General features: G+C 68.5%; 21 protein-coding genes and 1 pseudogene. 9 read left to right on the forward strand and 13 right to left on the reverse strand.

Features of this window, described 5'->3' with window-relative positions:
- Window positions 1–23: 23 nt before the first annotated feature.
- Window positions 24–1,409, reverse strand: a complete 1,386-nt coding sequence (locus SY91_RS05630) for an aminopeptidase P N-terminal domain-containing protein (RefSeq protein WP_011544601.1) — start codon at window positions 1,407–1,409, stop codon at window positions 24–26.
- 187 nt (window positions 1,410–1,596) lie between these two features.
- On the opposite strand from SY91_RS05630, the gene SY91_RS05635 reads away from it, so the two are divergent.
- Window positions 1,597–2,208, forward strand: coding sequence for a glutathione S-transferase family protein (locus tag SY91_RS05635; RefSeq protein WP_023477442.1), 612 nt, complete (start codon window positions 1,597–1,599; stop codon window positions 2,206–2,208).
- Between the two features lie 110 nt (window positions 2,209–2,318).
- Here SY91_RS05635 and SY91_RS05640 read toward each other — a convergent pair whose 3' ends face one another.
- The 3 genes from SY91_RS05640 to SY91_RS05650 all read right to left on the reverse strand — a co-directional run bounded on the left by SY91_RS05640 (window position 2,319) and on the right by SY91_RS05650 (window position 5,716).
- Window positions 2,319–3,938 (reverse strand): FMN-binding glutamate synthase family protein, encoded by a 1,620-nt coding sequence (locus SY91_RS05640; protein ID WP_023477441.1) that lies wholly within the window; start codon window positions 3,936–3,938, stop codon window positions 2,319–2,321.
- A 117-nt stretch (window positions 3,939–4,055) separates the two neighbouring features.
- Window positions 4,056–5,210 carry a tRNA 2-thiouridine(34) synthase MnmA gene (mnmA, locus tag SY91_RS05645; RefSeq protein WP_023477440.1) on the reverse strand — a complete coding sequence of 385 codons (1,155 nt, stop codon included), beginning with the start codon at window positions 5,208–5,210 and terminating at the stop codon, window positions 4,056–4,058.
- Window positions 5,207–5,716: an NUDIX hydrolase gene (locus SY91_RS05650; RefSeq protein WP_043888453.1), complete on the reverse strand. Its 510-nt coding sequence runs from the start codon at window positions 5,714–5,716 to the stop codon at window positions 5,207–5,209. The genes mnmA and SY91_RS05650 overlap by 4 nt, the downstream gene beginning before the upstream one ends.
- 278 nt (window positions 5,717–5,994) lie before the next feature.
- On the opposite strand from SY91_RS05650, the gene SY91_RS05655 reads away from it, so the two are divergent.
- The 3 genes from SY91_RS05655 to SY91_RS05665 are packed head-to-tail and all read left to right on the forward strand — an operon-like array spanning window position 5,995 to window position 8,923.
- Complete coding sequence (locus SY91_RS05655) at window positions 5,995–7,134, forward strand: Re/Si-specific NAD(P)(+) transhydrogenase subunit alpha (protein WP_012327913.1); 1,140 nt, start codon at window positions 5,995–5,997, stop codon at window positions 7,132–7,134.
- A gap of 11 nt (window positions 7,135–7,145) precedes the next feature.
- Window positions 7,146–7,472 (forward strand): NAD(P) transhydrogenase subunit alpha, encoded by a 327-nt coding sequence (locus tag SY91_RS05660; protein ID WP_023477439.1) that lies wholly within the window; start codon window positions 7,146–7,148, stop codon window positions 7,470–7,472.
- On the forward strand, window positions 7,469–8,923 hold the full coding sequence (locus SY91_RS05665) for an NAD(P)(+) transhydrogenase (Re/Si-specific) subunit beta (RefSeq protein WP_012327915.1): 1,455 nt from the start codon (window positions 7,469–7,471) through the stop codon (window positions 8,921–8,923). The genes SY91_RS05660 and SY91_RS05665 overlap by 4 nt, the downstream gene beginning before the upstream one ends.
- Before the next feature lie 93 nt (window positions 8,924–9,016).
- Here the strand turns inward: SY91_RS05665 and SY91_RS05670 are convergent, their stop codons facing one another.
- Complete coding sequence (locus SY91_RS05670) at window positions 9,017–9,937, reverse strand: LysR family transcriptional regulator (RefSeq protein WP_023477438.1); 921 nt, start codon at window positions 9,935–9,937, stop codon at window positions 9,017–9,019.
- Window positions 9,938–10,026: 89 nt separating this feature from the next.
- Here SY91_RS05670 and SY91_RS05675 point away from each other — a divergent pair, with 89 nt between their 5' ends.
- Window positions 10,027–10,950 carry a carbon-nitrogen hydrolase family protein gene (locus tag SY91_RS05675; protein WP_043888447.1) on the forward strand — a complete coding sequence of 308 codons (924 nt, stop codon included), beginning with the start codon at window positions 10,027–10,029 and terminating at the stop codon, window positions 10,948–10,950.
- 80 nt (window positions 10,951–11,030) lie between these two features.
- On the opposite strand, the gene SY91_RS05680 is transcribed toward SY91_RS05675, so the two are convergent.
- Window positions 11,031–11,717, reverse strand: coding sequence for a helix-turn-helix transcriptional regulator (locus SY91_RS05680; protein ID WP_011544611.1), 687 nt, complete (start codon window positions 11,715–11,717; stop codon window positions 11,031–11,033).
- Between the two features lie 73 nt (window positions 11,718–11,790).
- Window positions 11,791–12,195 carry a VOC family protein gene (locus SY91_RS05685; RefSeq protein ID WP_006476880.1) on the reverse strand — a complete coding sequence of 135 codons (405 nt, stop codon included), beginning with the start codon at window positions 12,193–12,195 and terminating at the stop codon, window positions 11,791–11,793.
- Window positions 12,196–12,332: 137 nt separating this feature from the next.
- Between SY91_RS05685 and SY91_RS05690 the strand changes: the two are divergent.
- Window positions 12,333–12,527 (forward strand): annotated as a pseudogene (locus SY91_RS05690) (SRPBCC domain-containing protein); the annotation flags it as partial.
- 73 nt (window positions 12,528–12,600) lie between these two features.
- On the opposite strand, the gene SY91_RS05695 reads toward SY91_RS05690, so the two are convergent.
- From SY91_RS05695 to SY91_RS05720, 6 genes are all read right to left on the reverse strand, one after another.
- Window positions 12,601–13,905 carry a class I SAM-dependent RNA methyltransferase gene (locus tag SY91_RS05695; protein ID WP_023477436.1) on the reverse strand — a complete coding sequence of 435 codons (1,305 nt, stop codon included), beginning with the start codon at window positions 13,903–13,905 and terminating at the stop codon, window positions 12,601–12,603.
- Between the two features lie 156 nt (window positions 13,906–14,061).
- On the reverse strand, window positions 14,062–16,176 hold the full coding sequence (locus SY91_RS05700; protein WP_124476111.1) for a site-specific recombinase: 2,115 nt from the start codon (window positions 16,174–16,176) through the stop codon (window positions 14,062–14,064).
- A gap of 465 nt (window positions 16,177–16,641) precedes the next feature.
- Window positions 16,642–17,361: a membrane integrity-associated transporter subunit PqiC gene (locus tag SY91_RS05705; protein ID WP_124476112.1), complete on the reverse strand. Its 720-nt coding sequence runs from the start codon at window positions 17,359–17,361 to the stop codon at window positions 16,642–16,644.
- Window positions 17,358–18,977 carry an intermembrane transport protein PqiB gene (locus SY91_RS05710; RefSeq protein WP_185921105.1) on the reverse strand — a complete coding sequence of 540 codons (1,620 nt, stop codon included), beginning with the start codon at window positions 18,975–18,977 and terminating at the stop codon, window positions 17,358–17,360. The genes SY91_RS05705 and SY91_RS05710 overlap by 4 nt, the downstream gene beginning before the upstream one ends.
- Window positions 18,970–19,605 carry a paraquat-inducible protein A gene (locus tag SY91_RS05715; RefSeq protein ID WP_006476876.1) on the reverse strand — a complete coding sequence of 212 codons (636 nt, stop codon included), beginning with the start codon at window positions 19,603–19,605 and terminating at the stop codon, window positions 18,970–18,972. The genes SY91_RS05710 and SY91_RS05715 overlap by 8 nt, the downstream gene beginning before the upstream one ends.
- Complete coding sequence (locus SY91_RS05720; RefSeq protein ID WP_011544616.1) at window positions 19,602–20,267, reverse strand: paraquat-inducible protein A; 666 nt, start codon at window positions 20,265–20,267, stop codon at window positions 19,602–19,604. The genes SY91_RS05715 and SY91_RS05720 overlap by 4 nt, the downstream gene beginning before the upstream one ends.
- Before the next feature lie 259 nt (window positions 20,268–20,526).
- On the opposite strand from SY91_RS05720, the gene SY91_RS05725 reads away from it, so the two are divergent.
- The 3 genes from SY91_RS05725 (at window position 20,527) to SY91_RS05735 (ending at window position 22,303) form a co-directional block, all read left to right on the forward strand.
- Window positions 20,527–21,087, forward strand: coding sequence for a cytochrome b (locus SY91_RS05725; RefSeq protein ID WP_124476115.1), 561 nt, complete (start codon window positions 20,527–20,529; stop codon window positions 21,085–21,087).
- Window positions 21,088–21,095: 8 nt separating this feature from the next.
- On the forward strand, window positions 21,096–21,656 hold the full coding sequence (locus SY91_RS05730; RefSeq protein ID WP_006476874.1) for a YceI family protein: 561 nt from the start codon (window positions 21,096–21,098) through the stop codon (window positions 21,654–21,656).
- Between the two features lie 65 nt (window positions 21,657–21,721).
- Window positions 21,722–22,303 (forward strand): YceI family protein, encoded by a 582-nt coding sequence (locus SY91_RS05735; protein ID WP_034187441.1) that lies wholly within the window; start codon window positions 21,722–21,724, stop codon window positions 22,301–22,303.
- Window positions 22,304–22,356 lie beyond the last annotated feature (53 nt).

Below are 22,356 nucleotides of genomic sequence, written 5' to 3' on the forward strand. Positions count from 1 at the left end.
CGGAGGTAACGGTCGGCGGCCGGTCATGCGTCCGCGCGCATCAGCGCCTCGATCTCGTCGGCCGCGACCGGCACGCCGCGCGTGATCAGCTCGCAGCCGTGCTCGCGCACGATCGCGTCGTCCTCGATGCGGATGCCGATGTTCCAGTACTCGGGCGGCACGTCGTCGGCCGCGCGCACGTACAGGCCGGGCTCGACGGTGAGCGTCATGCCGGGCTTCAGCGTGCGCCACGGTAGCGCGCCGTTGGCGTCGCGCGCGGCGAGTCGCTCGCGGTAGTCGCCGCAGTCGTGCACGTCCATCCCGAGCCAGTGGCCGGTGCGGTGCATGTAGAAGCGCGTGTACGCGCGCTCGGCGATCACGTCGTCGACGTTCGAGAAGCGCGTTTTCGGGATGATGCCGGTGTCGAGCAGCCCCTGGGCGAGCACGCGTACGGCCGCGTCGTGCGGCGCCTCGAACGGCACGCCCGCGCGCGTCGCGTCGATCGCGGCCTGCTGCGCGGCGAGCACGATGTCGTACAGCGTACGCTGGGCGGGCGAGAAGCGGCCGTTGGCCGGGAACGTGCGCGTGATGTCCGACGCATAGCCGTCGAGTTCGCACGCGGCGTCGATCAGGATCAGGTCGCCGTCCCGCGCGGCCGCGTTACCGGCCGGGTAGTGCAGCACGCACGCATTCGCGCCGGCCGCGACGATCGAGCCGTACGCGGGCGCCTGCGCGCCGTGCTTGCGGAACAGGTACAGCAGCTCGGCCTCGAGCTCGTATTCGCGGATGCCCGGGCGGCACACCTGCATCGCGCGGCGGTGCGCGAGCGCGGAGATGTGCGCGGCGCGCATCATGATCGCGAGTTCGTGTTCGTCCTTCACGAGCCGCATGTCGTCGAGCAGCGGCGTGAGGTCGAGCAGCGCGTCCGGTGCGGCGACGCCCGCGCGTGCCTGCGCGCGCACCGCGTCGATCCAGCCGGCGAGCTGGCGCTCGAAGTCGGCCGATGCGCCGAACCGGTAGTGCACGGTGCCCGCATCGGCGAGCAGGCGCGGCATCTCGGTGTCGATCACGTCGGTCGCGAAGGCCGCGTCGAAGCCGAACGCGTCGCGCGCGGCGTCGGGGCCGTAGTGAAAGCCTTCCCAGATCTCGCGGTCGACGTTCCTGGCGCGGCAGAACAGGATCGATTCCGGCGCGCCGTGCGGCGCGGCCGCGTTCAGCACGAGCACGGCATCCGGCTCGGTGAAGCCCGTCAGGTAATGGAAGTAGCTGTCGAACCGGTACGGGTAGGCCGTATCGCGGTTGCGCAGCATTTCCGGCGCGGTGGGGACGATGGCGACGCCGCCGCCCGCGGCACGCAGTGCGGCAAGCACGCGTTCACGGCGCTGGCGGTAGACGTCGACGGCGATGGCGGTATCGAGGGGCGCATTCATCGTGCGATTGTAGCGCCGCGCGACGCGGTGCGTGAGAGCAGGGCCCGAAGCCGCACCGGCCAAGGCCCGCGCGGCGGCTGTTGCAAACCATCCACAGGCCGGACGGGCGATTTTCTACCCGGCTGCACCGGCCGGTTATGATCGACGACAACGTATACTCCCGGCAGTTCCCTTGAAAAGGCAGATGATGAAATTAATCGGTTCGCTCAGCAGCCCGTACGTCCGAAAGGCGCGGATCGTGCTTGCTGAAAAGAAGATCGACTACAAGCTGGAGCTCGAGGACGTGTGGGCGCCGGAGACGGATATTCATGCATCGAATCCGCTCGGCAAGGTCCCGTGCCTCGTGATGGAGGATGGTGCCGCGGTGTTCGATTCCCGCGTGATCTGCGAATACGTCGATACGCTGTCGCCGGTCGGCAAGCTGATTCCGCCGTCAGGCCGCGAGCGCGTCGAAGTGCGCTGCTGGGAAGCCCTGGGCGACGGCGTGCTCGACGCAGCCGTCGCGATCCGTCTCGAACACACGATGCGCGACGAGGCGCAGCGCAGCGCGAGCTGGATCGCGCGCCAGCAACGCAAGATCGACGACGCGCTCGTCGCGATGTCGCAGGGTCTCGGCGGCAAGGCGTGGTGCGTCGGCAATCATTACACGCTCGCCGACATCGCACTCGGCTGCGCGCTCGGCTACCTCGATTTCCGGATGCCCGAGCTCAACTGGCGCGATCGCCACCCGAATCTCGACAAGCACTTCGTGAAGCTGCTGCAGCGGCAATCGTTCGCCGATACGCTGCCGCAGAGCTGAGCCGCGGCCCGGTCATCACGCATTCGGCAGACGAAAGAAAAGCGCCCCGCGGGGCGCTTTTCTTTTTGCGGCGCAGGCCGCCCGCCGCCGGAGCGGGCCGGCCGCCTGCATCAGTCGATCGACGCGTACACGGCCTCGCCGAGTGTGAACGAGTCGCTGCGCGCGATCGGCCACCACTTGTCGTACAGCGAGAAGCCGCAGGTCTGGCCGTCGAGCAGCGCACCGGGTTTCAGGTATTTCAGCAGTTGCGACATCAGCCGCACCTCGTGCGGCGCGACCCGCTGCACGATGTGATGCGCGCGCAGCTCGGACGGATGGGCGAGGCCGGCCGCCTGCACGAGTTCCTGCAGCGCATGCAGCGTATTGCGGTGGAAGTTGTATACGCGCTCGGCCTTGTCGGGCACGACGAGCGCACGCTGGCGCACCGGGTCCTGCGTCGCGACGCCGGTCGGGCAGCGGTCGGTGTGGCAGTGCTGCGCCTGGATGCAGCCGACCGCGAACATGAAGCCGCGCGCCGAGTTCACCCAGTCCGCGCCGATCGCGAGCGTGCGCGCGATGTCGAACGCGGTGATGATCTTGCCGCTCGCGCCGAGCTTCACGCGATCGCGCACGCCGATGCCGACGAGCGTGTTGTGCACGAGCAGCAGCCCTTCCTGCAGCGGGACGCCGACGTGGTCGGTGAATTCGAGCGGTGCCGCGCCGGTGCCGCCTTCCGCGCCGTCGACGACGATGAAGTCGGGCACGATGCCCGTCTCGAGCATCGCTTTCGCGATCCCGAAGAATTCCCACGGATGGCCGATGCACAGCTTGAAGCCGGTCGGCTTGCCGCCGGACAGCGTGCGCAGCCGCTCGACGAATTCGAGCAGCCCGCGCGGCGTCGAGAATTCCGAGTGCGTCGCGGGCGAGATGCAGTCCTTGCCCATCGGCACGCCGCGCGTCTCGGCGATTTCCGGCGTGATCTTCGCGGCCGGCAGCACGCCGCCGTGGCCGGGCTTCGCGCCTTGCGACAGCTTCACCTCGATCATCTTGACCTGCGGATCGGCGGCCTGCTTCGCGAACTTGTCGGGGTTGAACGTGCCGTCGTCGTTGCGGCAGCCGAAGTAGCCGGACGCGATTTCCCAGATGATGTCGCCGCCGTTCTCGCGGTGGTACTTCGACAGCGAGCCTTCGCCGGTGTCGTGCGCGAAGCCGCCTTTCTTCGCGCCGAGGTTCAGCGAGCGGATCGCGTTCGCGGACAGCGAGCCGAAGCTCATCGCCGAGATGTTGAAGATCGAAATGTCGTACGGTTGCGCGCGATTCGCGCCGACGCGGATGCGGAAATCGTGGTTCGGCAGCTTCGTCGGCGCGAGCGAATGGCTGATCCATTCGTGCGCGACGGCCTTCACGTTCAGCTCGGTGCCGTACGGGCGGTTGTCGGCGACGTTCTTCGCGCGCTGGTAGACGAGGCTGCGCTGCGCACGCGAGAACGGCTTCTCGTCGGTGTCGTCCTCGACGAAGTACTGGCGGATTTCAGGTCGGATGAATTCGAACAGGAAGCGGAAGTGGCCCCAGAGCGGGTAGTTCCGCAGGATCGCGTGGCGATCCTGGTTCAGGTCGTACAGGCCGAGCGCGACGAGGGCGATGGGGAGGATGATCCACAGCCACGAAAGCACGTGGATCGACGCGAGTGCGGCCGCGGCGACGAGCAGCAGGACAGCACACCACATCGCGAGGTAGCGTCTTGAAAGCATGGGGACTCCGTAAGAATTCTGAAATGCCGCCATGCGTACGCTGCGAAGACGGCACCCGCGCCCGGCGGAATCGTGCTCTGCCGGGCGCGGGTGCCGCAAGTCTAAACCGAATGGATGTCAGCGTGCTTCGGCGAGCGCCGGCGCGTGGGCCGCAGCCTGACCGGGCTGGCCAGTGGCCGCGGATTCGATGATGCCGCCGCCGAGGCAGATCTCGCCGTCGTACAGCACGGCCGACTGGCCGGGCGTGACGGCCCACTGCGCGTCGTCGAACGCGAGCGAGAAGCGCGCTTCGCCTGCCGGGCCGGCAGCCGCCGCGCCGAACACGCACGCCGCATCGGCCTGCCGGTAGCGTGTCTTCGCGCCGCACGCGAAGCCGTCCGCCGGCGGTTCGCCGGCGACCCAGCTCACGTTGCCGGCGACGAGCTCGCGCGACAACAGCCATGGATGATCGTGGCCCTGCACGACGTACAGCGTGTTCGACGCGATGTCCTTCGCGGCGACGAACCACGGCTCGCCGCTGCCGCTCTTGCTGCCGCCGAGGCCGATACCCTTGCGCTGGCCGAACGTGTAGAACGCGAGGCCGATGTGCTCGCCGACCACCTTGCCGTCGGGCGTCTTCATCGGGCCGGGTTTGGTCGGAAGATAGCGGTTCAGGAAATCGCGGAACGGCCGTTCGCCGATGAAGCAGATGCCGGTCGAATCCTTCTTCTTCGCGTTCGGCAGCCCGATCTGCGCGGCGATCTCGCGCACCTTCGTCTTCGGGATCTCGCCGAGCGGGAACATCGTCTTCGACAGTTGCGCCTGGTTCAGCCGGTGCAGGAAGTACGACTGGTCTTTCGTGTGATCGAAAGCTTTCAGCAGTTCGAAACGCCCGTCGCGTTCGCGCACGCGCGCATAGTGGCCGGTCGCGATCATTTCCGCGTCGAGCGACATCGCGTGGTCGAGGAACGCCTTGAACTTGATCTCGGCGTTGCACAGCACGTCCGGGTTCGGCGTGCGGCCGGCCGAGTATTCGCGCAGGAACTCGGCGAACACGCGGTCCTTGTATTCCGCGGCGAAGTTGACGGCTTCCACGTCGATGCCGATCAGGTCGGCCACCGACACGACGTCGATCCAGTCCTGGCGCGTCGAGCAGTACTCGCCGTCGTCGTCGTCTTCCCAGTTCTTCATGAACAGGCCGACCACGTCGTAGCCCTGTTCCTTCAGCAGCCACGCGGTCACCGACGAATCGACGCCGCCCGACATGCCCACCACTACACGGCGCTTGCTCATTTGCTGACCGCCTGACGTTCGAATGCCTCGGGGCGCGGGGCGACCGAATGCGTGTGCACGAAATCGAGCGGAACGCGCCGCCCGGCGAGATAGTCGTCGACGCAGCGCATCACCGCGGGCGAACGATGGCGCTCGCTGCAGGCGCGCAGCTCGTCGGCCGTCATCCACAGCGTGCGCACGATGCCGTCGTCGAGCACGTGGCCCGCGATCGGTTCGCCGGCCGTGCCGCAGAACGTGAAGCGCAGGTAGGTCGCGCCGGCGCTGCCGGGGCGCTCGTAGTGCGCGAGATAGACGCCGACGAGTGCGTCGGGCGTGAACGGGTGCGCGGTTTCCTCGAGCGTTTCGCGGATCACGGCGTCGGCCAGCGTTTCGCCGGCTTCCAGATGACCGGCCGGCTGGTTGATGCGCAGGCCCGTCGAGGTTTCTTCCTCGATCACGAGAAAGCGGCCGGCGCGCTCGACGAGCGCGGCGACCGTCACATGCGGGGTCCAGAGTTCGGGTTTCATGGTCGGCATTTTACCGGTTGCGCCCGAACGCTGCCGGCCGTCTGGTTAGACGAATCCGACCCTCGGAGTTCATCCGTCCGGGCGCGGCGCGACGGCACGGACCAAACGGATGTCGCATTCGAGCACGGTCGTGCGGAAAGTGCTGGCGGGGGCATCGCTTTCGGTTAAAGTGCAGCGTGAAAGCCGTTGCTCGTGAGCCGGTAAGTCAGCCTGTCCGGCTCGTTGCGCAGTAAAGAACGCAAGAAAAGAAATACTGACAATGACTGGAGGAACTGACGATGCATATTGGAGTGCCTGCTGAAACGCGGGCCAACGAGGCGCGCGTGGCTGCGACGCCGGAAACCGTGAAGAAATACGCGGCGGCCGGCCATCGGGTCAGTATCGCGAAAGGGGCCGGCAGTGCAGCCAGCTATCCCGATGAAGCCTATGTGGCCGCCGGCGCCGAATTGACCGACCAGTCGGCCGCTTTTGCCGCCGACCTCGTGCTGAAGGTCCAGGCGCCCACCGATGCCGAACTGCCGTTGCTCAAGCGCGGCGCCGTGCTGGTCGGCATGCTCGAGCCGTTCAACGGCGAGCAGGCGGCGCAACTTGCCGCGGCCGGCGTGACCGGTTTCGCGCTCGAGGCCGCGCCGCGCACCACGCGTGCACAGAGTCTCGACGTGCTGTCGTCGCAGGCGAACATCGCCGGCTACAAGGCCGTGCTGGTGGCCGCGTCGCTGTATCCGCGCTTCATGCCGATGCTGATGACGGCCGCGGGCACCGTGAAGGCGGCGCGCGTGCTGATTCTCGGCGCGGGCGTCGCGGGCCTGCAGGCGATCGCGACCGCGAAGCGGCTGGGCGCGGTGATCGAGGCGTCCGACGTGCGGCCGGCCGTGAAGGAGCAGATCGAGTCGCTCGGCGCGAAATTCCTCGACGTCCCGTTCGAAACCGACGAAGAGCGCGAAGCTGCGCAGGGCGTCGGCGGCTATGCGCGCCCGATGCCGCCGTCGTGGCTCGGCCGCCAGGCCGCGCTCGTGCACGAACGCGCGAAGCAGGCCGACATCGTGATCACCACCGCGCTGATTCCCGGCCGCCCGGCGCCGACGCTGATCTCGGTCGACACAGCGCAGTCGATGAAGCCCGGCTCGGTGCTCGTCGATCTCGCGGCCGGCCGCGGCCCGGAAGTCGACGGCCGCAAGGGCGGCAACTGCCCGCTGACCGTCGCCGACCAGGTGATCGTGCACAACGGCGTGACGATCGCCGGCTACACGAACCTCGCGTCGATGGTCGCGTCGGACGCGTCGGCGCTGTATGCACGCAACCTGCTCGACTTCCTGAAGCTGATCGTCACGAAGGAAGGCACGCTGAACATCGACCTGACCGACGACATCGTCGCCGCGACGCTGCTGTGTCGCGACGGCGAGCTCACGCGCAAATAACGGAGGAGACCATGGAAGTCATCAATCACACGGTGATCAACGTGATCATCTTCGTGCTGGCGGTGTACGTCGGCTACCATGTCGTCTGGAACGTCACGCCGGCGCTGCATACGCCGCTGATGGCCGTGACCAACGCGATCTCGGCGATCGTGATCATCGGCGCGATGCTCGCGGCCGCGCTTACCGTCGGCGCGACCGGCAAGTTCTTCGGCACGCTCGCGGTCGCGCTCGCGGCCGTCAACGTGTTCGGCGGCTTTCTCGTGACGAGGCGCATGCTCGAGATGTTCCGCAAGAAGGAGCCCAAGCGTGTCGAGGGCGGCAAGGAGGGCGCGCGATGAGCATGAACGTCGTTACGCTGCTGTACCTCGTCGCGTCGGTGTGCTTCATCCAGGCGCTGAAGGGGCTGTCGAACCCGAAGAGCGCGCGGCGCGGCAACCTGTTCGGGATGGTCGGGATGGCCATCGCGATCCTCACGACCCTCGCGCTGATCGTCAAGCAGGCCGCGTGGCTCGGCGCGAACCTGCCGCTCGGCCTCGCGCTCGTGCTCGGCGCGCTGATCGTCGGCGGGGGTGTCGGGGCATTCGTCGCCGCGCGCGTCGAGATGACGAAGATGCCGGAACTCGTCGCGGCGATGCACTCGCTGATCGGTCTCGCGGCCGTGTGCATCGCGTATGCGGTCGTGTCGGAGCCGGAAGCGTTCGGGCTCGTGCCGCAGGACGCGGTGTCGTCGAGCTTCATCCCGTACGGCAACCGCGTCGAGCTGTTCATCGGCACGTTCGTCGGCGCGATCACGTTCTCCGGGTCGGTGATCGCGTTCGGCAAGCTGTCGGGCAAGTACAAGTTCCGGCTGTTCCAGGGCGCGCCGGTCGTGTACGCGGGCCAGCACCTGATCAACCTGATGCTCGCGATCGCGATGCTCGGCTTCGGCATCCTGTTCTTCATCACGCAGGCGTGGCTGCCGTTCATCATCATGACGGCGATCGCGTTCGTGCTCGGCGTGCTGATCATCATCCCGATCGGCGGCGCGGACATGCCGGTGGTCGTGTCGATGCTGAACTCGTACTCGGGGTGGGCCGCGGCCGGCATCGGCTTCTCGCTGAACAACGCGATGCTGATCATCGCCGGCTCGCTGGTCGGCTCGTCGGGTGCGATCCTGTCGTACATCATGTGCCACGCGATGAACCGCTCGTTCTTCAACGTGATCCTCGGCGGGTTCGGCGGGGAAGCCGCGGCCGGCGGCGCGGCGGGCGCGCAGGAGCAGCGGCCGGTGAAGTCGGGCTCGGCCGACGACGCGGCGTTCATGCTCGGCAACGCGGAATCGGTCGTGATCGTGCCGGGTTACGGCCTTGCCGTCGCCCGCGCGCAGCACGCGCTGAAGGAGCTGACCGACAAGCTGGTCGAGAAGGGCATCGACGTGAAGTACGCGATCCACCCGGTCGCGGGGCGGATGCCGGGCCACATGAACGTGCTGCTCGCGGAAGCGGAAGTGCCGTACGAGATCGTGCACGAGATGGAGGACATCAACGGCGAATTCGGCCAGGTGGACGTGGTGCTCGTGCTCGGCGCGAACGATGTCGTGAACCCGGCCGCGAAGAACGATCCGAAATCGCCGATCGCGGGGATGCCGATCATCGAGGCGTACAAGGCGCGCACGGTGATCGTCAACAAGCGCTCGATGGCGGCCGGCTACGCGGGCCTCGACAACGACCTGTTCTACATGGACAAGACGATGATGGTGTTCGGCGATGCGAAGAAGGTCATCGAGGACATGGTGAAGGCCGTCGAGTAACGCAGGCCCTCGGCTACGCGGCGCCCGCTTCGATGCGCGGGCGCCGCGCCTCCGGACAGGCCCGACCGGTACAAGAAGCCGGCCGGGCCTTTTTCATGGGGTGACGAGGCGTGCGACGCAGGCGGCGATCGCGTCGCGTACGCGCACGATCGCCGGGTCGCGCTGCGTGCTCGTGCGCCAGCCGATTTCGACCGGATAGCGCGGCAGGTCGATCGGGCACGCGAGGGCACGCAGCGAGGTTGCTTGCGCGATCGCATGCGCCGCATGAGCGGGAATCGTCGCGACCGCGTCGGAGCCGGCGAGCAGGTACGGCAGCGCGGCGAAATGCGTGGTCGATGCCGCGACGCGCCGCTTGTGGCCAAGCGCGGCCAGCGCCTCGTCGACGATCCCGATCACGCCGCCCGACGACACGAGCAGATGGTCGCGCCGCAGGAACTCGGCGAGCGTCAGCGTGCGCGGCGCCCGCGCGCGGCCGGCCGGATCGATCAGGCACGCATAGCCGCCGGTCGCGACCGCGCGCCGGCTGAGCCCGTTCGCCGAGAATCCGCCCGACGCGATCGCGAGGTCGATGCCGTGCCGCAGCAGCGCGTCGCCGGCGATGCCGCTGTGGGTCTGCCGGAAGATCAGCCGGATGCCGGCGGCTTCGTGCGCGACCGCATCGATCAGCGCGCGGCCGAGCGCGATCTCGAAATCGTCGGACATCCCGATCGAAATCGTGCGGCCGACGCGGTCGCCGCCATCGGCCGCGATCGCGAGGCTTTCGCGGCAGCGGTCGAGCGCATCGGACAGGATCGGCTTCAGTTCGTCCGCGCGCGGCGTCGGCGCGAGCCCGCGGCCGGTGCGCACGAACAGCGGATCGGCATAGATCACGCGCAGCCGCCCGAGCGCCGCGCTGACCGCCGACTGCGTGAGGTCGAGCCGCAGCGCCGCGCGGCTCGCGCCGCCTTCCTCGTACAGCGCCTCGAACACCTTCAGCAGGTTCAGGTCGAGGCCGGCGATATCATCCACATTCATGTCAGTTATCGTTATATCGATTTGATCGATGAAATGATATCGACAAAGATGGCGTCATCCCATTCACCGCATTCACCGGAGACGCCTTCATGTCCACCTCAGTCATCGCCGCGCTGCAGATCGGCGCATCGCCCGCCGGCACGCGCGCCACGCTCGACACGATCCTCGGCTACGAAACCGCGATCCGCGACAGCGGCGCGTCGCTGGTCGTGCTGCCCGAGGCCGTGCTAGGCGGCTATCCGAAAGGCGAGATCTTCGGCACGCGGCTTGGCTACCGGCTGCCCGAGGGGCGCGATGCGTATGCGCGCTACGCCGCGCAGGCGATCGACGTGCCGGGGCCGGAAACCGACGAGCTGGCCGCGCTGTCGCAGCGCACCGGCGCGAGCCTCGTGGTCGGCGTGATCGAGCGCGGCGGCAGCACGCTGTACTGCACGGCGCTGTTCTTCGATCCGCGCGACGGGCTCGTCGCGAAGCACCGCAAGCTGATGCCGACCGGCACCGAGCGGCTGATCTGGGGGCAGGGCGACGGCTCGACGCTGCCCGTCGTCGACACGGCCGCGGGCCGGGCGGGCGCCGCGATCTGCTGGGAGAACCACATGCCGCTGCTGCGTTGCGCGATGTACGCGAAAGGTGTGCAGATCTGGTGTGCGCCGACCGTCGACGAGCGCGACGTGTGGCAGAGCTCGATGCGGCACATCGCGCACGAAGGGCGCTGCTTCGTCGTGAGTGCGTGCCAGGTGCAGCCGTCGCCGCGTGCGCTCGGCATCGACGTGCCGGGCTGGGACCCCGAGCGGCCGCTGATCCGCGGCGGCAGCGTGATCGTCGGGCCGCTCGGCGACCTGCTGACGGAGCCGCTGATCGGCGAGGCCGGGCTCGTCACTGCCCGTATCGACACCGACGAACTCGTGAAGGCGCGCTATGACTTCGACGTCGTCGGCCACTACGCGCGTGCGGACGTGTTTTCGCTGCACGTCGACGAGCGGCCGAAGCGGCCGGTGGTATTCGGCGGGTAACGAAGTGGGGCCGGGCGCCACATGGCGCCCGGAAAATGAAGGGCGGCGGCGCGTGTCCGCCGCCTTGCCACGTCAGCGCGTCAGCGCATCGGCGCTTCCGCGATCCGCATGTAGTCGGCGATCCGCCGGCCTTCCATGTCCGGAAACTGCTCGTGCACGGTGATGTCGCCCATCCGCGCGATGTCGAAGGTACGGAAATCGCCGCGCAGCTCGCACCACGCGCCGATCGTCCAGCGTCCGCCCCAGTAGACGAGCCCGAGCGGCCAGACGCGGCGCTGCGAATGCGCGCCGAGCCGGTCGCGGTAGTCGAAGCTGACGATGTGGCGCGTGTCGATCGCCTGGTGGATCGCGTCGACCTTCGCGCAAAACGTCTCGTCGATGTGGAACGACGGCGCGAACACGGGCAGCCGGTCGAGCGCCGTGCGCTTGTCGGCCGGCATCGCCGACGCGATCTTCGCGAGCGCCGAGCGCGCACCGCTCGCGAAGCGCGCGCCGCCCCAGGTCTCGAGCATGCGTGCGCCGGTGGCGAGCGCCGCCAGCTCCTCGGCCGTGAACGTGAGCGGCGGCAGGCTCGCGTTGCGGTTCAGCCGGTAGCCGATGCCGGCTTCGCCTTCGATCGGCACCCCTGACAGTTGCAGGTCGCGCACGTCGCGATAGACCGTGCGCGGCGACACCGACAGCCAGTCGGCCAGCTGCTGCGCGGTCGTGAGACGACGCCCGCGCAACAGCTCGGCGATCTGGAACAGGCGGTCGGCACGGCGGGTCATGACAGCACCTCGATTCCTCTGGCGACGGGGACTTCGCGATGATAGCGCCGCGCCGGCCCGCTGACCGCTGCGCTCAGTGGCATTTCGGCGCGTGCAGGCCGACGCGGTTGCCTTCCGTGTCGATCAGGTAGCCGACGTAGCCGTAGTTGTTCGGCAACTCGACGACCGAGCCCTGCACGACGCCGCCCGCGCGCTTCGCGCGTTCGAGCGCCGCGACGACCGATTCGCCGGCGTTCAGGTAGACGAGCACGCCGTTCGCGCTCGGCTTGATCTGCTGCGGATCGAACACGATGCTGCCGCCCGTGCTCGACGCGTCGCGATCGAACGTCGCCATCGGCACGCCGCCGATGACCGCGCGCTGCAACGTGGTTTGCAGCACGGTTTCGTAGAAGCGGATCGCGCGGTCGAAATCGAGGGACGGAATGTCGAACCAGGCGATCGCGCGTTCCGGGGTGGCAGTGGCGGTTGCTGACGTCATGACGAGCTCCTTGTTGCGTTGTTTGCGTTGTTTGCGTTGTTTGCGTTGTTATGCGGATTCGGTGTGGAAACCAGCCTGCATTGCGCCGGGATTGCAGTGTGAGCGCGGGCTGCTGACACCGTATTGTCAGTAGAGTTGTCATCTGTCTGGTCGAGCCGCATGAGGGCGTCGTGAAGCTGACCGTCACGCACGACGGGCTCGCGCCCGGTTCGGAGAGGGATCGCGGGATTCGCGGCGGCTGGCCGGTCGTGCTGTCGAGCCTGAAGTCGCTGCTCGAGACGGGGCATGCGCTGCCGTTCACGATGGCGCGCCGGTCGCAGTCGAAGCCCTGACCGGCTGCGCAAAAGCACAGGGGCCGCGATGGCGGCCCCTGGAAGTCGTTGCGTGTGGAAGCGAACGGCTGGCTTACGCGTCGTCGCCTTCCGCCGCCGCCGGGCGTGCCTTCACGCTGCCGGCGATCAGGTCGAAGCGGAACAGCCGGCATTCGAGCGCGCCGTTGAACAGCGGCGTCTTGGCCGATTCGCGCAGGCGCAACTGGCCCGGCAGCGAACGGTCGGACGTCAGCAGGAACGCCTGCCAGCCGGTGAAGCGCTGCTTCAGCGCATCGCCGAGCGCGTTGAAGAACTCGCTGTCCGGCGCGTCGGTGTGCGTGCGGCGGAATGCGTCGTCGTTGCCGCGGTTGCGGCCGGTTTCGCGCACCTCGCCGCGCGCGCTGCGGCCGCGCACTTCGATCCGCTCGCCGTACGGCGGGTTCGCGAGGAGGATGCCCGGCCCGTCGCACGGCGGCGTCATCCCGCGCGCGTCAACCTGCTTGAGCCACACCGACGACACGCCCGCGCGTTCGAGGTTCGCGCGCGCCTTCTCGAGCATGTCGCCGGAGATGTCGCTGCCGTACACGCCGAGCGCTTCGCCGCGCTTGCCGCGCGCCGCGCGCTTCGCGTCGAGCGCCGGGACCTTCAGCCCCTGCCACGCGGTGATGTCGTACTGCTTGAGCTTTTCGAAGCCGAACCGGCGCTCGACGCCGGGCGCCACGCCGAGCGCGATCTGCGCGGCTTCCGCGAGGAACGTGCCGCTGCCGCACATCGGGTCGTACAGCGCGGTGCCGGGCGTCCAGCCCGTCAGGCGCAGGATGCCGGCCGCGAGGTTCTCGCGCAGCGGCGCCGCCCCCTTGTCGAGACGCCAGCCGCGCTTGAACAGCGGCTCGCCCGACGTGTCGAGGTACAGCGTGCACTCGTTGACGGTCAGGAACGCGAACACGCGTACGTCCGGCGCACCGGTGTCGATGCTCGGGCGCGAGCCGGTTTTCTCGCGCATCCGGTCGCAGATCGCATCCTTCACGCGCAGCGTCGTGAATTCGAGGCTCTTCAGCGGCGACTTGATCGCGGTGATGTCGATGCGCAGCGTCTGCGTCGACGCGAACCAGCGTTCCCACGGCTGCTCGAGCGCGAGCGCGTAGACGTCCTGTTCGTTGCGGTACGGGCCGTGCGCGATCTTCAGCAGAATCCGGCTCGCGATGCGCGAATGGAGGTTCGCGGCCATGCCGGCGGCCCAGCCGCCGCTGAAATGGACGCCGCCCGGTACCTGCGCGCCCGCGGTGAACGGCGCGCCGTTCAGGTGGCGGCCGGCGATTTCGGCCAGCTCGGCGGCAAGCGCCGCTTCAAGGCCGCGCGGGCAGGGGGCGAAGAATTCGAACAGGGTGGGCGAGGACATAAGGCGGGTGAGGACGTGCAAAAGTCCACTATTGTACGCGGCGCGGGCGACCGGGGCCGGCGTTTCGGCGCGGCGGCGTCGGGGCGACGGCCGCTCGCGCGTGCCGGGAGTGCGGCGAGGGGCGCCCGGCCGGGCGCCGCCACCGCGCCGCAAGTGTCAGTGCGTGCCCGGCTGGCCGGCGCGCGCGGCGGGGTTGCCCGCCGGCCAGAACAGCGCGAGCGGGTTCGACAGCACCGTGCGGACGATCGCCGCGACGAGCGCGCGCACCTTGGTCGGGCGCAGGCTGCGCGAGCGCACGGCCATCGTGAACGCGAGCGCGAAGCTCACGAGCACGTTGAGGATCGCCATGCTGAGCACGCCGGCGGCGGCCCACCACAGCTCGGGCGTGCCGAGCGCACCCTTGCCCAGCACGCCGAGCGCGATCCCGATCGAGCCGGCGGACAGCGTCACGTGCCGCACCTCGAACGGGAACATGAACACGGTGACGATCGCCGGCACGAGGCCGAGCATCAGGCCGAGGCCGACGTTCGCGACCACGCCGGCGACGTTCGAGCGGCAGAAGTGCGCGAGCTTCGCGGCGCCGGTCGCGCCGAGCGTCAGGCGCAGCCGGCGGTTGTACGTGAGCGCGTCGCCGACCCGGTGCAGCACGAACCAGTTGTCGGCCCAGCCCGCGAGCAGGCTCGACGCCCACAGCAGCACGCCGGTGAGCGCCGCGTAGAACGGCGTCGGGCCGAGCAGCGAGAACGAATGCAGCGTCGCGTGCGCCTTCTCCGGCGAGATCAGGTTCGCGTGCAGCACGTTGCTCGCGAACAGCTGCACGAGCAGGCACACGGGCAGCACGACGAGCACGTTGCCGGAAATCGCGGCCGCCTGCGTGCGGATCAGCGCGATCACCGACGCGACGAACGTCTTCACGCCTTCCTCGTGGCCGGTGTCGTCGAGCTCGCGTGCGAGCGTCGGCGCGGTCATCGCGGGCTGCTTGGTCGCGAGCGTGAAGTGCAGGAAGTGCATCAGCATGAAGCTGGCCGCGTAGTTGATGCCCGCGAGCAGCCCTTCGAGCATCGACTGCAGGTGCGCGCCCGTGATCGCGAACTTCACGCACACGGTCACGACGGTGACGAGGCCGCCGCCCGCGGCCATCCGCAGCATCTTCAGGTACTCGGTGCGGCCGCGCGAGATGTAGTGCTCGCCGGTGTCCGCGTTGGTCTCGACGAGCTTGCGCGCGAACAGCGAGAAGTTGCTGCGCACGAGGTGCGCGACGCTCTGGCTGTTCTGGTTCGCGTCGACCAGCTCGGCGGTCAGATGCGCCATCCCGTGCAGGTCGTCGCGCGCCATCCACGCGTTCAGCAGCGTTTCCGCGCGCAGGATGCGCATGCGCATCCGCTCGACCTGGAACACGATGTCGACCGACACGCCGTTGCGGTACAGGTGCGCGAACACGTCGTCGACGGCGATCCGGCATTCGTCGAGCAGCACGCGCAGGTAGTTCACCTCGTGCAGCAGCTTGCTCGGGTCGCCGCCGTCCTCGACGGCCGCATGCGCGGTCTCGACCGCGAGCATCGCGCGGGTGAGGCGGTAGAACGGCTGCGATTCGAGCGGCTTGCGCGCATCGTCGTCGGACAGCCGGCTGCGCACCGTCTGCGACAGGCCGGTCGAGCTGATCTGGCAGGTCAGGTTGTGCAGCGCGGCCAGCAGGTCGCGCGAGAACGAGCCGGGCTCGTGGCGCTCTTCCTCGGTGACGTCGAACGAAATCAGGCCGGCGAGGCGCGCGAGCAGGTCGTCGGGCAGCGCGTCGATCCATTTCGCGTCCTCGGGCGCGGGGAACATCAGCGTGAACAGCGCCGACAGCTCGCGGCGGTTCGGTGCGGGCGGGATCAGCGACGAATCGATCCGCTCGAACAGCGCGCCGAAGAAGCCCGAATGCACCGGCATGCCGGCGTCGCACAGCAGCGAGATGCCGTCGCACTCGCGCAGGATGCCGCGCAGGATGCGCGCCGCGTGCGCTTTCCACGCGGGGTTGCGGTCGAGCACGTGGAACAGGTAGCGCAGCCGCGCATGGGCCGGATACGTGCGCGTGTCGGCGTCGCGCTCGGCCGGCGCGTCCTGCACCGTGCCGTTGCGGCGCAGCCAGTGCGCGAGCTCGATCAGCCATTCGCTGCGCTCGGCGTACGACGCGTCGGCGTCGGCATGCGCGAGCAGCGCATCGAGCTGGTGACCGGCATTGCGCGACGCGCGCCACTTCTTGATCAGGGTCGTCAGGGAACGAAACATAAACGGAATAGCGAAAGCCCGGGACGGGCGGGTTCGGGATGCCGGCCGGGGAAACGGCGCGGCGCCGGTGAGAACGGGTGAGACGGGGCCGGTGCCGGACGGGGCACGGCGACCCGCGATGCGGCTGCCCCGCCGCGGTGCACGCGATTCGCGTGCGGGCGCCGGGAGGCACGGCGGTCGGGCCGAGCGCGGCCCGGCGCCGCCGGCTCGCGCGCACGACGAACGGCGCGAGCCTGAAAGTGCGTAGGATCGTCAATCGGGCCGGAAAACGCAAGCCGACCGCATTGCATGACGCGGGTTCCGGCGGCTTTGACAAAGAATGTCATGGCCGTTCGGCCAGTGAAGGCAGTGCGCGGGGCCGGTGGCAGCGGCGTGCAGCCGACGACGGGCGCGCGTGCTGCCGGCTGCACCGCACCATTCCATACCGCGCAGGCGAACGTTCGCCCGCGCGCCGTGCGCGTTCGCTTATGCGCCGGACTTGCCCGTCGCGCCGGCGTCGCCGCCGGACGTCGGGTTGGCCGGGCACGGCACGACCGGCGCGGCGGCCGTCTTGCCGCCGGCACCGGGCGCGGCCGGCGCGCCGCGGCGGGCGGCCATCGCGCGCACGCCGGCCGCGGCCTGCGTGGCAATCACGTCGAGCGCGCGCCGGTGGCCGGCGACGAGCGCGTCGTAGCCGTCGGCGACCGGTTCCGCGACGCTCGTGCGGCAGGTCATCACGGCCTGCGTGGCGAGCGAGCGCACGCTCCAGACGGCGTCGACCGCCGCGCGCTTGCCCGGCCACGATTCGAAGCGCTGGACGTTCACGCTGATGCGGTACACGGGCACGCCGGCCGGATACGCGGAATTCGCGACGTCGATCGTGCCGAGCTGCGCGGCCAGATCGTCCGACAGCGCGCGGCGGATCTCGTCGGCGGGCGGCGACGCCCAGCGTTCCTGCTCGAGCACGTCGACCTGCGCGGCGTTCTTCTGCACGACCAGCTGGCTCTTCGCGACCTGCTCGGGCACGCCGACCGACGGCACCTCGATCAGGAACGCCGGGTTGGCCGGCGCGGTGCGCAGCGGCGCCGCGGCGTCGGCCGGGCTGAGCGTGTAGAACCGTGCGGGCGGCGAGCTGCACGCGGCGAGCGCCAGTGCGGCGAGCGCCGCCGCCGCGCCGCTCGCGAAACCGTTCACGCGTGTCGTCATTGTTTATCTCCTGGCTTGCCCTTGAGCAGCGATTCGGGGTGGCGCTCCAGATAGTCGGCGAGCGCGTTCAGCGATTGCAGCGTGCGCGTGAGCTCCTTCAGCGCGCCGCGCACGTCGGACTGCAGCGGCGAATCCTGCTGCAGCGTCGCCTCGGCGGTCGAGAAGGTCTGCTTCGCGGCCGACAGCGTGTCGCGCGCTTGCGGCGCGACCTGCGTGTCGAGCTGCTTGAACAGCTTGTCGGCGTTCGCGAGCGCGCTGTTCAGGTTCGCGCCGATCTGGTCGAACGGCACCTTGTCGAGCTTCTTCGCGATGTCGGCGACCTGCAGCTGCAACTCGTCGAGCGTGTTCGGCACGGTCGGCAGCTCGAACGGCAGGTGGGCGGTGTCGATCTTCACGGGCGGCGCCTTCGGGAAGAAGTCGAGCGCGACGTACAGCTGGCTCGTCAGCAGGTTGCCGGTGCGCAGCTGGCCGCGCAGCCCGTGCTGGACGAGCCGCTCGACGATCTCGCGGCGCGCCGGTTCGCCCTTGCTTTCGATCGTCTCGCGGAAGCGGCGGCCGAGGCGTTCCGGATACACGTTGATCGTCACCGGCATCAGGAAGTTCTTCGTCTTCGGATCGAAATCGATGCCGATGTTCGTCACTTCGCCGAGCACGATGCCGCGGAAGTCGACCGGCGCGCCGACGGCGAGCCCGCGCAGCGACTGGTTGAAGTTCATCACGACCTGCAGCGGCTGGCCGTCCGGGTCGCGCATCGCGTCGCCCTCGTCGGAGCCGAGGCGGAACGTCGTGTTGTTCGGCGCGGTCGTGCCGCTGCCCTGGTTCGGCGGCGTCTGGAACGCGATGCCGCCGAGGATCACGGTCGCGAGCGACTGCGTGTTCAGCTTCAGGCCGCTCGAGTCGAGCCGCAGATCGACGCCGCTCGCTTGCCACCAGCGCGTATTCATGCCAACGTACTGGTCGTACGGCGCATTGACGAACACGTTGAACGTGACGCCCGTGCCGTCCTTGTCGAGCGAGAAGCCGACCACCTGGCCGACCTGGACGCGGCGGTAGTAGACCGGCGAGCCGATATCGACCGAGCCGAGCGAATCGCCGCGCAGCACGTACTGCGTGCCTTTCTGGTCGCCCGTGACGGCGGGCGGCGTCTCGAGGCCCGTGAAGTCGGTCAGCGTGTCCTGGCCGTGACCGGCGTCGACGCCGATGTACGCGCCGGACAGCAGCGTGCCGAGCCCCGACACGCCGGTCGCGCCGACGCGCGGCCGCACGATCCAGAAGCGCGAGCCCTTGACCGCGAAATCCTCGGCTTCCTTCTTGAGCTGCACCTGGACCAGCACGCGCGACAGGTCTTTCGACAGCTTGATCGTCTTGACCGTGCCGATCTCGACGTCCTTGTACTTGACCTGGGTCTTGCCCGGCTCGAGCCCTTCGGCGCTGTGGAAGCTGATCGTGATTTCCGGGCCGCGCTCGCGCACGGACTTGATCACGAGGCCGATGCCGATCAGCGCGGCGATCAACGGCACGAGCCAGACGAGCGACGGCAGCCAGCCGCTTTTCGTCGAGATCGCCGGATCGGGCGGCCGGGGCGCGTCGTGCTGCGGGCCTTGTGGACTATTCATGGTGATTCCCTGAGGTTTCGACTGGATCCCAGATCAGGCGGGGATCGAACTGCATCGACGCGAGCATCGTCAGGATCACGACCGAGCCGAACGCGAGTGCGCCGGGGCCGGCCGTGATGACGGCGAGCGAACGGAAATGGACGAGCGCGACGGTCAGCGTCACGACGAAGATGTCGAGCATCGACCAGCGGCCGATACGCTCGACGATCCGGTAGAGGCGCGTGCGCTGCAGCGGCCGCCAGGCGGCGCGGCGCTGCGCGCTGGTGACGAGGATCGTCAGCACGCCGAGCTTGAGCATCGGCACGAGAATGCTGGCGACGAACACGACCACGGCGAGCGGCCAGTCGCCGGACGTCCAGAAATAGATGACGCCGCTCATGATCGTGTCCTGCTGCGAGCCGACGATCGACGACGTGCGCATGATCGGCAGCAGGTTCGCCGGAATGTAGAGGATCGCGGCCGCGAGCAGCAGCGCCCACGTGCGCATGATGCTGTTCGGGGTGCGCACGTGCAGCGCGCTGCCGCAGCGCGCGCAATGCGCGTGCGGCTGGTCGATCGTCTGCACGAGCCCGCACGCGTGGCAGCTGGCATAGCCCTCGCGGGCGGCGGTCGGCGTGGGGCTCGTCATCGGCGGGGCGCGTCCGGCAGCGGCGCGGCGGGGTCGGGCCGCGCCGGCGCGCGGCCGGCGCGCAGGTCGTCGGCGATGTCCCACACGGTGCGCGGGTCGAACATCAGCACGACGGCGGTCATCAGCGTGAGCGCGCCGAACGCGAACAGCGCCGCGTCGGGCACGACGCGCGCGAGGCTCACCATCTTCACGATCGTGACCAGGATGCCGAGCATGAACACCTCGATCATCCCCCACGGCCGCACGAGCTGGATCGTGCGCAGCACGAGGTTGAGGCCGGGCGGCACGACGCCGCGGCGGATCGGCAGCAGGACGTAAAGCAGCGCGGCCATCTCGACGAGCGGGAACAGCACGGTCGAGCAGAACACCATCACGCCGACGATCTCCATGTCCTGATGCCACAGCGTGTCGATCGCGCCGATCAGGGTCGTCTGCACGCGCGTGCCGTTCAGGTCCATTTCGAGGATCGGGAACGTCTGCGCGATGATGAACGTGACGAGCGCGGCGACCGCGAGCGCGGTGATGCGCTCGATCTGCGTGGTGCTGTTGCGATAGAGCAGCGCGTCGCAGCGCGGACAGCGCGCGATCTGGCGGCCGCTCAGGCGCGGTTTATGCAACAGTGCGTCGCATTCGTGGCAGGCAATCAGGTCGTATCGTTGCATGGAAAAGGCGGTGTTGCGACGCTGGGGGAAACACGTCGACGGGGCCGGAACCCGCGCCAATCTTACCAAAAGGGCTTTTTCGATGCGTCAAGGATCGTGAGTTTCGTGACCGGTCGGTAACATGGCGGGAAACCGTCAGCCGGCTGGCGCGCCTGTCCTCAGAGTCCGCGCACGTCAAAAGGTTGCGGTAGCATGGCGCCCTTGACATGCGTCGGACGAATTTACCGGCGCGGCCGTTCGCTGAACTGAGGAATCCAAGATGGCATCGAAATCGCCGCCGGTCGCGCCGGCACGCTACGCGCACACCGCGATCGCCTTGCACTGGCTGATCGCGCTGCTGATCATCTGCGGCTTCGCGCTCGGCTGGGTGATGACGGACATCCCCGGCTTCACGCCGACCAAGCTGAAGTACTTCTCGTGGCACAAGTGGATCGGCGTGACGGTGTTCGCGCTGGCCGTCGTGCGCGTGCTCTGGCGTGCGACCCACGTGCCGCCGCCGCTGCCGGGCGACACGCCGGCGTGGCAGCGCGCGGCGTCGCACGGCGTGCACATGCTGCTGTACGTGCTGATGATCGTGATCCCGGTGACGGGCTACCTGTACAGCTCGGCGTCTAACATTCCGGTCGTCTATCTCGGCATCGTGCCGCTGCCGCGCCTGATCGACCCCGATCCGGCGCTCAAGGAAACCTTCAAGACGCTGCATGTGTCTTTGAATTACATTCTGCTTGCGCTCGTTGCGATGCACGTGCTCGCGGCGCTCAAGCACCAGTTGTTGGACCGCGACGGCCTGCTGTCGCGCATGCTTCCCTTTGCCAAATGAAGGATCCCATGAAAGTGTCTTTCTCCCGCTCCATGCTGACCGCGTTCGCTGCGGCGGCGCTTGTCGCGTCGGGCGCGGCGCATGCCGACGTCGATCTCGCGAAGAGCAAGGTGTCCGCCGTGTCGAAGCAGATGAACGTGCCGACCGAAGGCGCGTTCAAGAAGTTTTCCGCGCAGGTGAAGTTCGACCCGGCGAAAGCCGCGCAGGGCAGCGCGCAAATGACGATCGACGTCGCGAGCTTCGACCTCGGCGACAAGATGTACAACGACCAGGTCGCCGGCAAGGACTGGTTCGACGCGAAGACCTATCCGCAGGCGACCTTCGTGTCGTCGGCGATCGCGCCGGCCGGCGGCAACAAGTACAACGTGACCGGCAAGCTGACGATCAAGGGCAAGGCCGAGACCGTCACGGTGCCCGTCACGGTCGCGCAAAACGGCGCGACGCAGACGTTCGACGGCGTGCTGCCGATCAAGCGTTCGACCTTCAACGTCGGCACCGGCGAGTGGAAGGACACGTCGATCGTCGCGGACGAAGTGCAGATCAAGTTCCATCTCGTCGCCACGAAGTAAGCGGCAGGTTGCCGCCTCAACTGAATGCCGCGCGAGGGCGCGGCGCCGTTTCCAGGAGAAAAAGTTTGAAAAAGCATCTGATCATCGCTGCCGGCGCGCTGGCCGCTTCCCTGTCGTTCTCGGCCTTCGCCGAAAGCGCGACCTACCAGTTCGATCCGAGCCACACGTACCCGAGCTTCGAGGCCGACCACTTCGGCGGCCTGTCGGTCTGGCGCGGCAAGTTCGACAAGTCGAGCGGCACCGTGACGCTCGACCGCGCGGCGAAGACCGGCACGGTCGACGTGACGACCGACATCGCGTCGATCCACACGGGTAGCGCAAAGCTCGACGAGCACCTGCAGACGGCCGAGTTCTTCGACGTGGCCAAGTTCCCGCAGGCGAACTACAAGGGCACGATCAAGTTCGACGGCGACAAGCCGGTGTCGGTGGTCGGCAACCTGACGCTGCATGGCGTCACGAAGCCGCTCACGCTGAAGATCGATTCGTTCAAGTGCATGCCGCACCCGATGCTCAAGCGTGAAGTGTGCGGCGTCGACGCGGTCGGCGAATTCAGCCGCGACGATTTCGGCCTCGACTACGGCAAGCAGTACGGCTTCAAGATGAAGACGAAGCTGCTGATCACGGCCGAAGCGGTCAAGCAGCAGTAAGACTCCCCGGCAGGGCCGGCCGTCGCGCCGGCCCCGCGGGCAAACCGCCGCGC

This window comes from Burkholderia cenocepacia (genome assembly GCF_014211915.1).
GTDB lineage: Bacteria > Pseudomonadota > Gammaproteobacteria > Burkholderiales > Burkholderiaceae > Burkholderia > Burkholderia orbicola.

Bases quoted from the DNA above. Each gene is read 5' to 3' on its own strand.
- SY91_RS05720 (WP_011544616.1), bottom strand. From the start codon at position 20,267: ATGCAACGATACGACCTGATTGCCTGCCACGAATGCGACGCACTGTTG.
- SY91_RS05635 (WP_023477442.1), top strand. From the start codon at position 1,597: ATGAAATTAATCGGTTCGCTCAGCAGCCCGTACGTCCGAAAGGCGCGG.
- SY91_RS05660 (WP_023477439.1), top strand. From the start codon at position 7,146: ATGGAAGTCATCAATCACACGGTGATCAACGTGATCATCTTCGTGCTG.
- SY91_RS05650 (WP_043888453.1), bottom strand. From the start codon at position 5,716: ATGAAACCCGAACTCTGGACCCCGCATGTGACGGTCGCCGCGCTCGTC.
- SY91_RS05705 (WP_124476112.1), bottom strand. From the start codon at position 17,361: ATGACGACACGCGTGAACGGTTTCGCGAGCGGCGCGGCGGCGGCGCTC.
- SY91_RS05680 (WP_011544611.1), bottom strand. From the start codon at position 11,717: ATGACCCGCCGTGCCGACCGCCTGTTCCAGATCGCCGAGCTGTTGCGC.
- SY91_RS05725 (WP_124476115.1), top strand. From the start codon at position 20,527: ATGGCATCGAAATCGCCGCCGGTCGCGCCGGCACGCTACGCGCACACC.
- SY91_RS05675 (WP_043888447.1), top strand. From the start codon at position 10,027: ATGTCCACCTCAGTCATCGCCGCGCTGCAGATCGGCGCATCGCCCGCC.
- SY91_RS05700 (WP_124476111.1), bottom strand. From the start codon at position 16,176: ATGTTTCGTTCCCTGACGACCCTGATCAAGAAGTGGCGCGCGTCGCGC.
- SY91_RS05630 (WP_011544601.1), bottom strand. From the start codon at position 1,409: ATGAATGCGCCCCTCGATACCGCCATCGCCGTCGACGTCTACCGCCAG.
- SY91_RS05670 (WP_023477438.1), bottom strand. From the start codon at position 9,937: ATGAATGTGGATGATATCGCCGGCCTCGACCTGAACCTGCTGAAGGTG.
- SY91_RS05710 (WP_185921105.1), bottom strand. From the start codon at position 18,977: ATGAATAGTCCACAAGGCCCGCAGCACGACGCGCCCCGGCCGCCCGAT.
- SY91_RS05715 (WP_006476876.1), bottom strand. From the start codon at position 19,605: ATGACGAGCCCCACGCCGACCGCCGCCCGCGAGGGCTATGCCAGCTGC.
- SY91_RS05655 (WP_012327913.1), top strand. From the start codon at position 5,995: ATGCATATTGGAGTGCCTGCTGAAACGCGGGCCAACGAGGCGCGCGTG.
- SY91_RS05665 (WP_012327915.1), top strand. From the start codon at position 7,469: ATGAGCATGAACGTCGTTACGCTGCTGTACCTCGTCGCGTCGGTGTGC.
- SY91_RS05685 (WP_006476880.1), bottom strand. From the start codon at position 12,195: ATGACGTCAGCAACCGCCACTGCCACCCCGGAACGCGCGATCGCCTGG.
- SY91_RS05640 (WP_023477441.1), bottom strand. From the start codon at position 3,938: ATGCTTTCAAGACGCTACCTCGCGATGTGGTGTGCTGTCCTGCTGCTC.
- mnmA (WP_023477440.1), bottom strand. From the start codon at position 5,210: ATGAGCAAGCGCCGTGTAGTGGTGGGCATGTCGGGCGGCGTCGATTCG.
- SY91_RS05730 (WP_006476874.1), top strand. From the start codon at position 21,096: ATGAAAGTGTCTTTCTCCCGCTCCATGCTGACCGCGTTCGCTGCGGCG.
- SY91_RS05695 (WP_023477436.1), bottom strand. From the start codon at position 13,905: ATGTCCTCGCCCACCCTGTTCGAATTCTTCGCCCCCTGCCCGCGCGGC.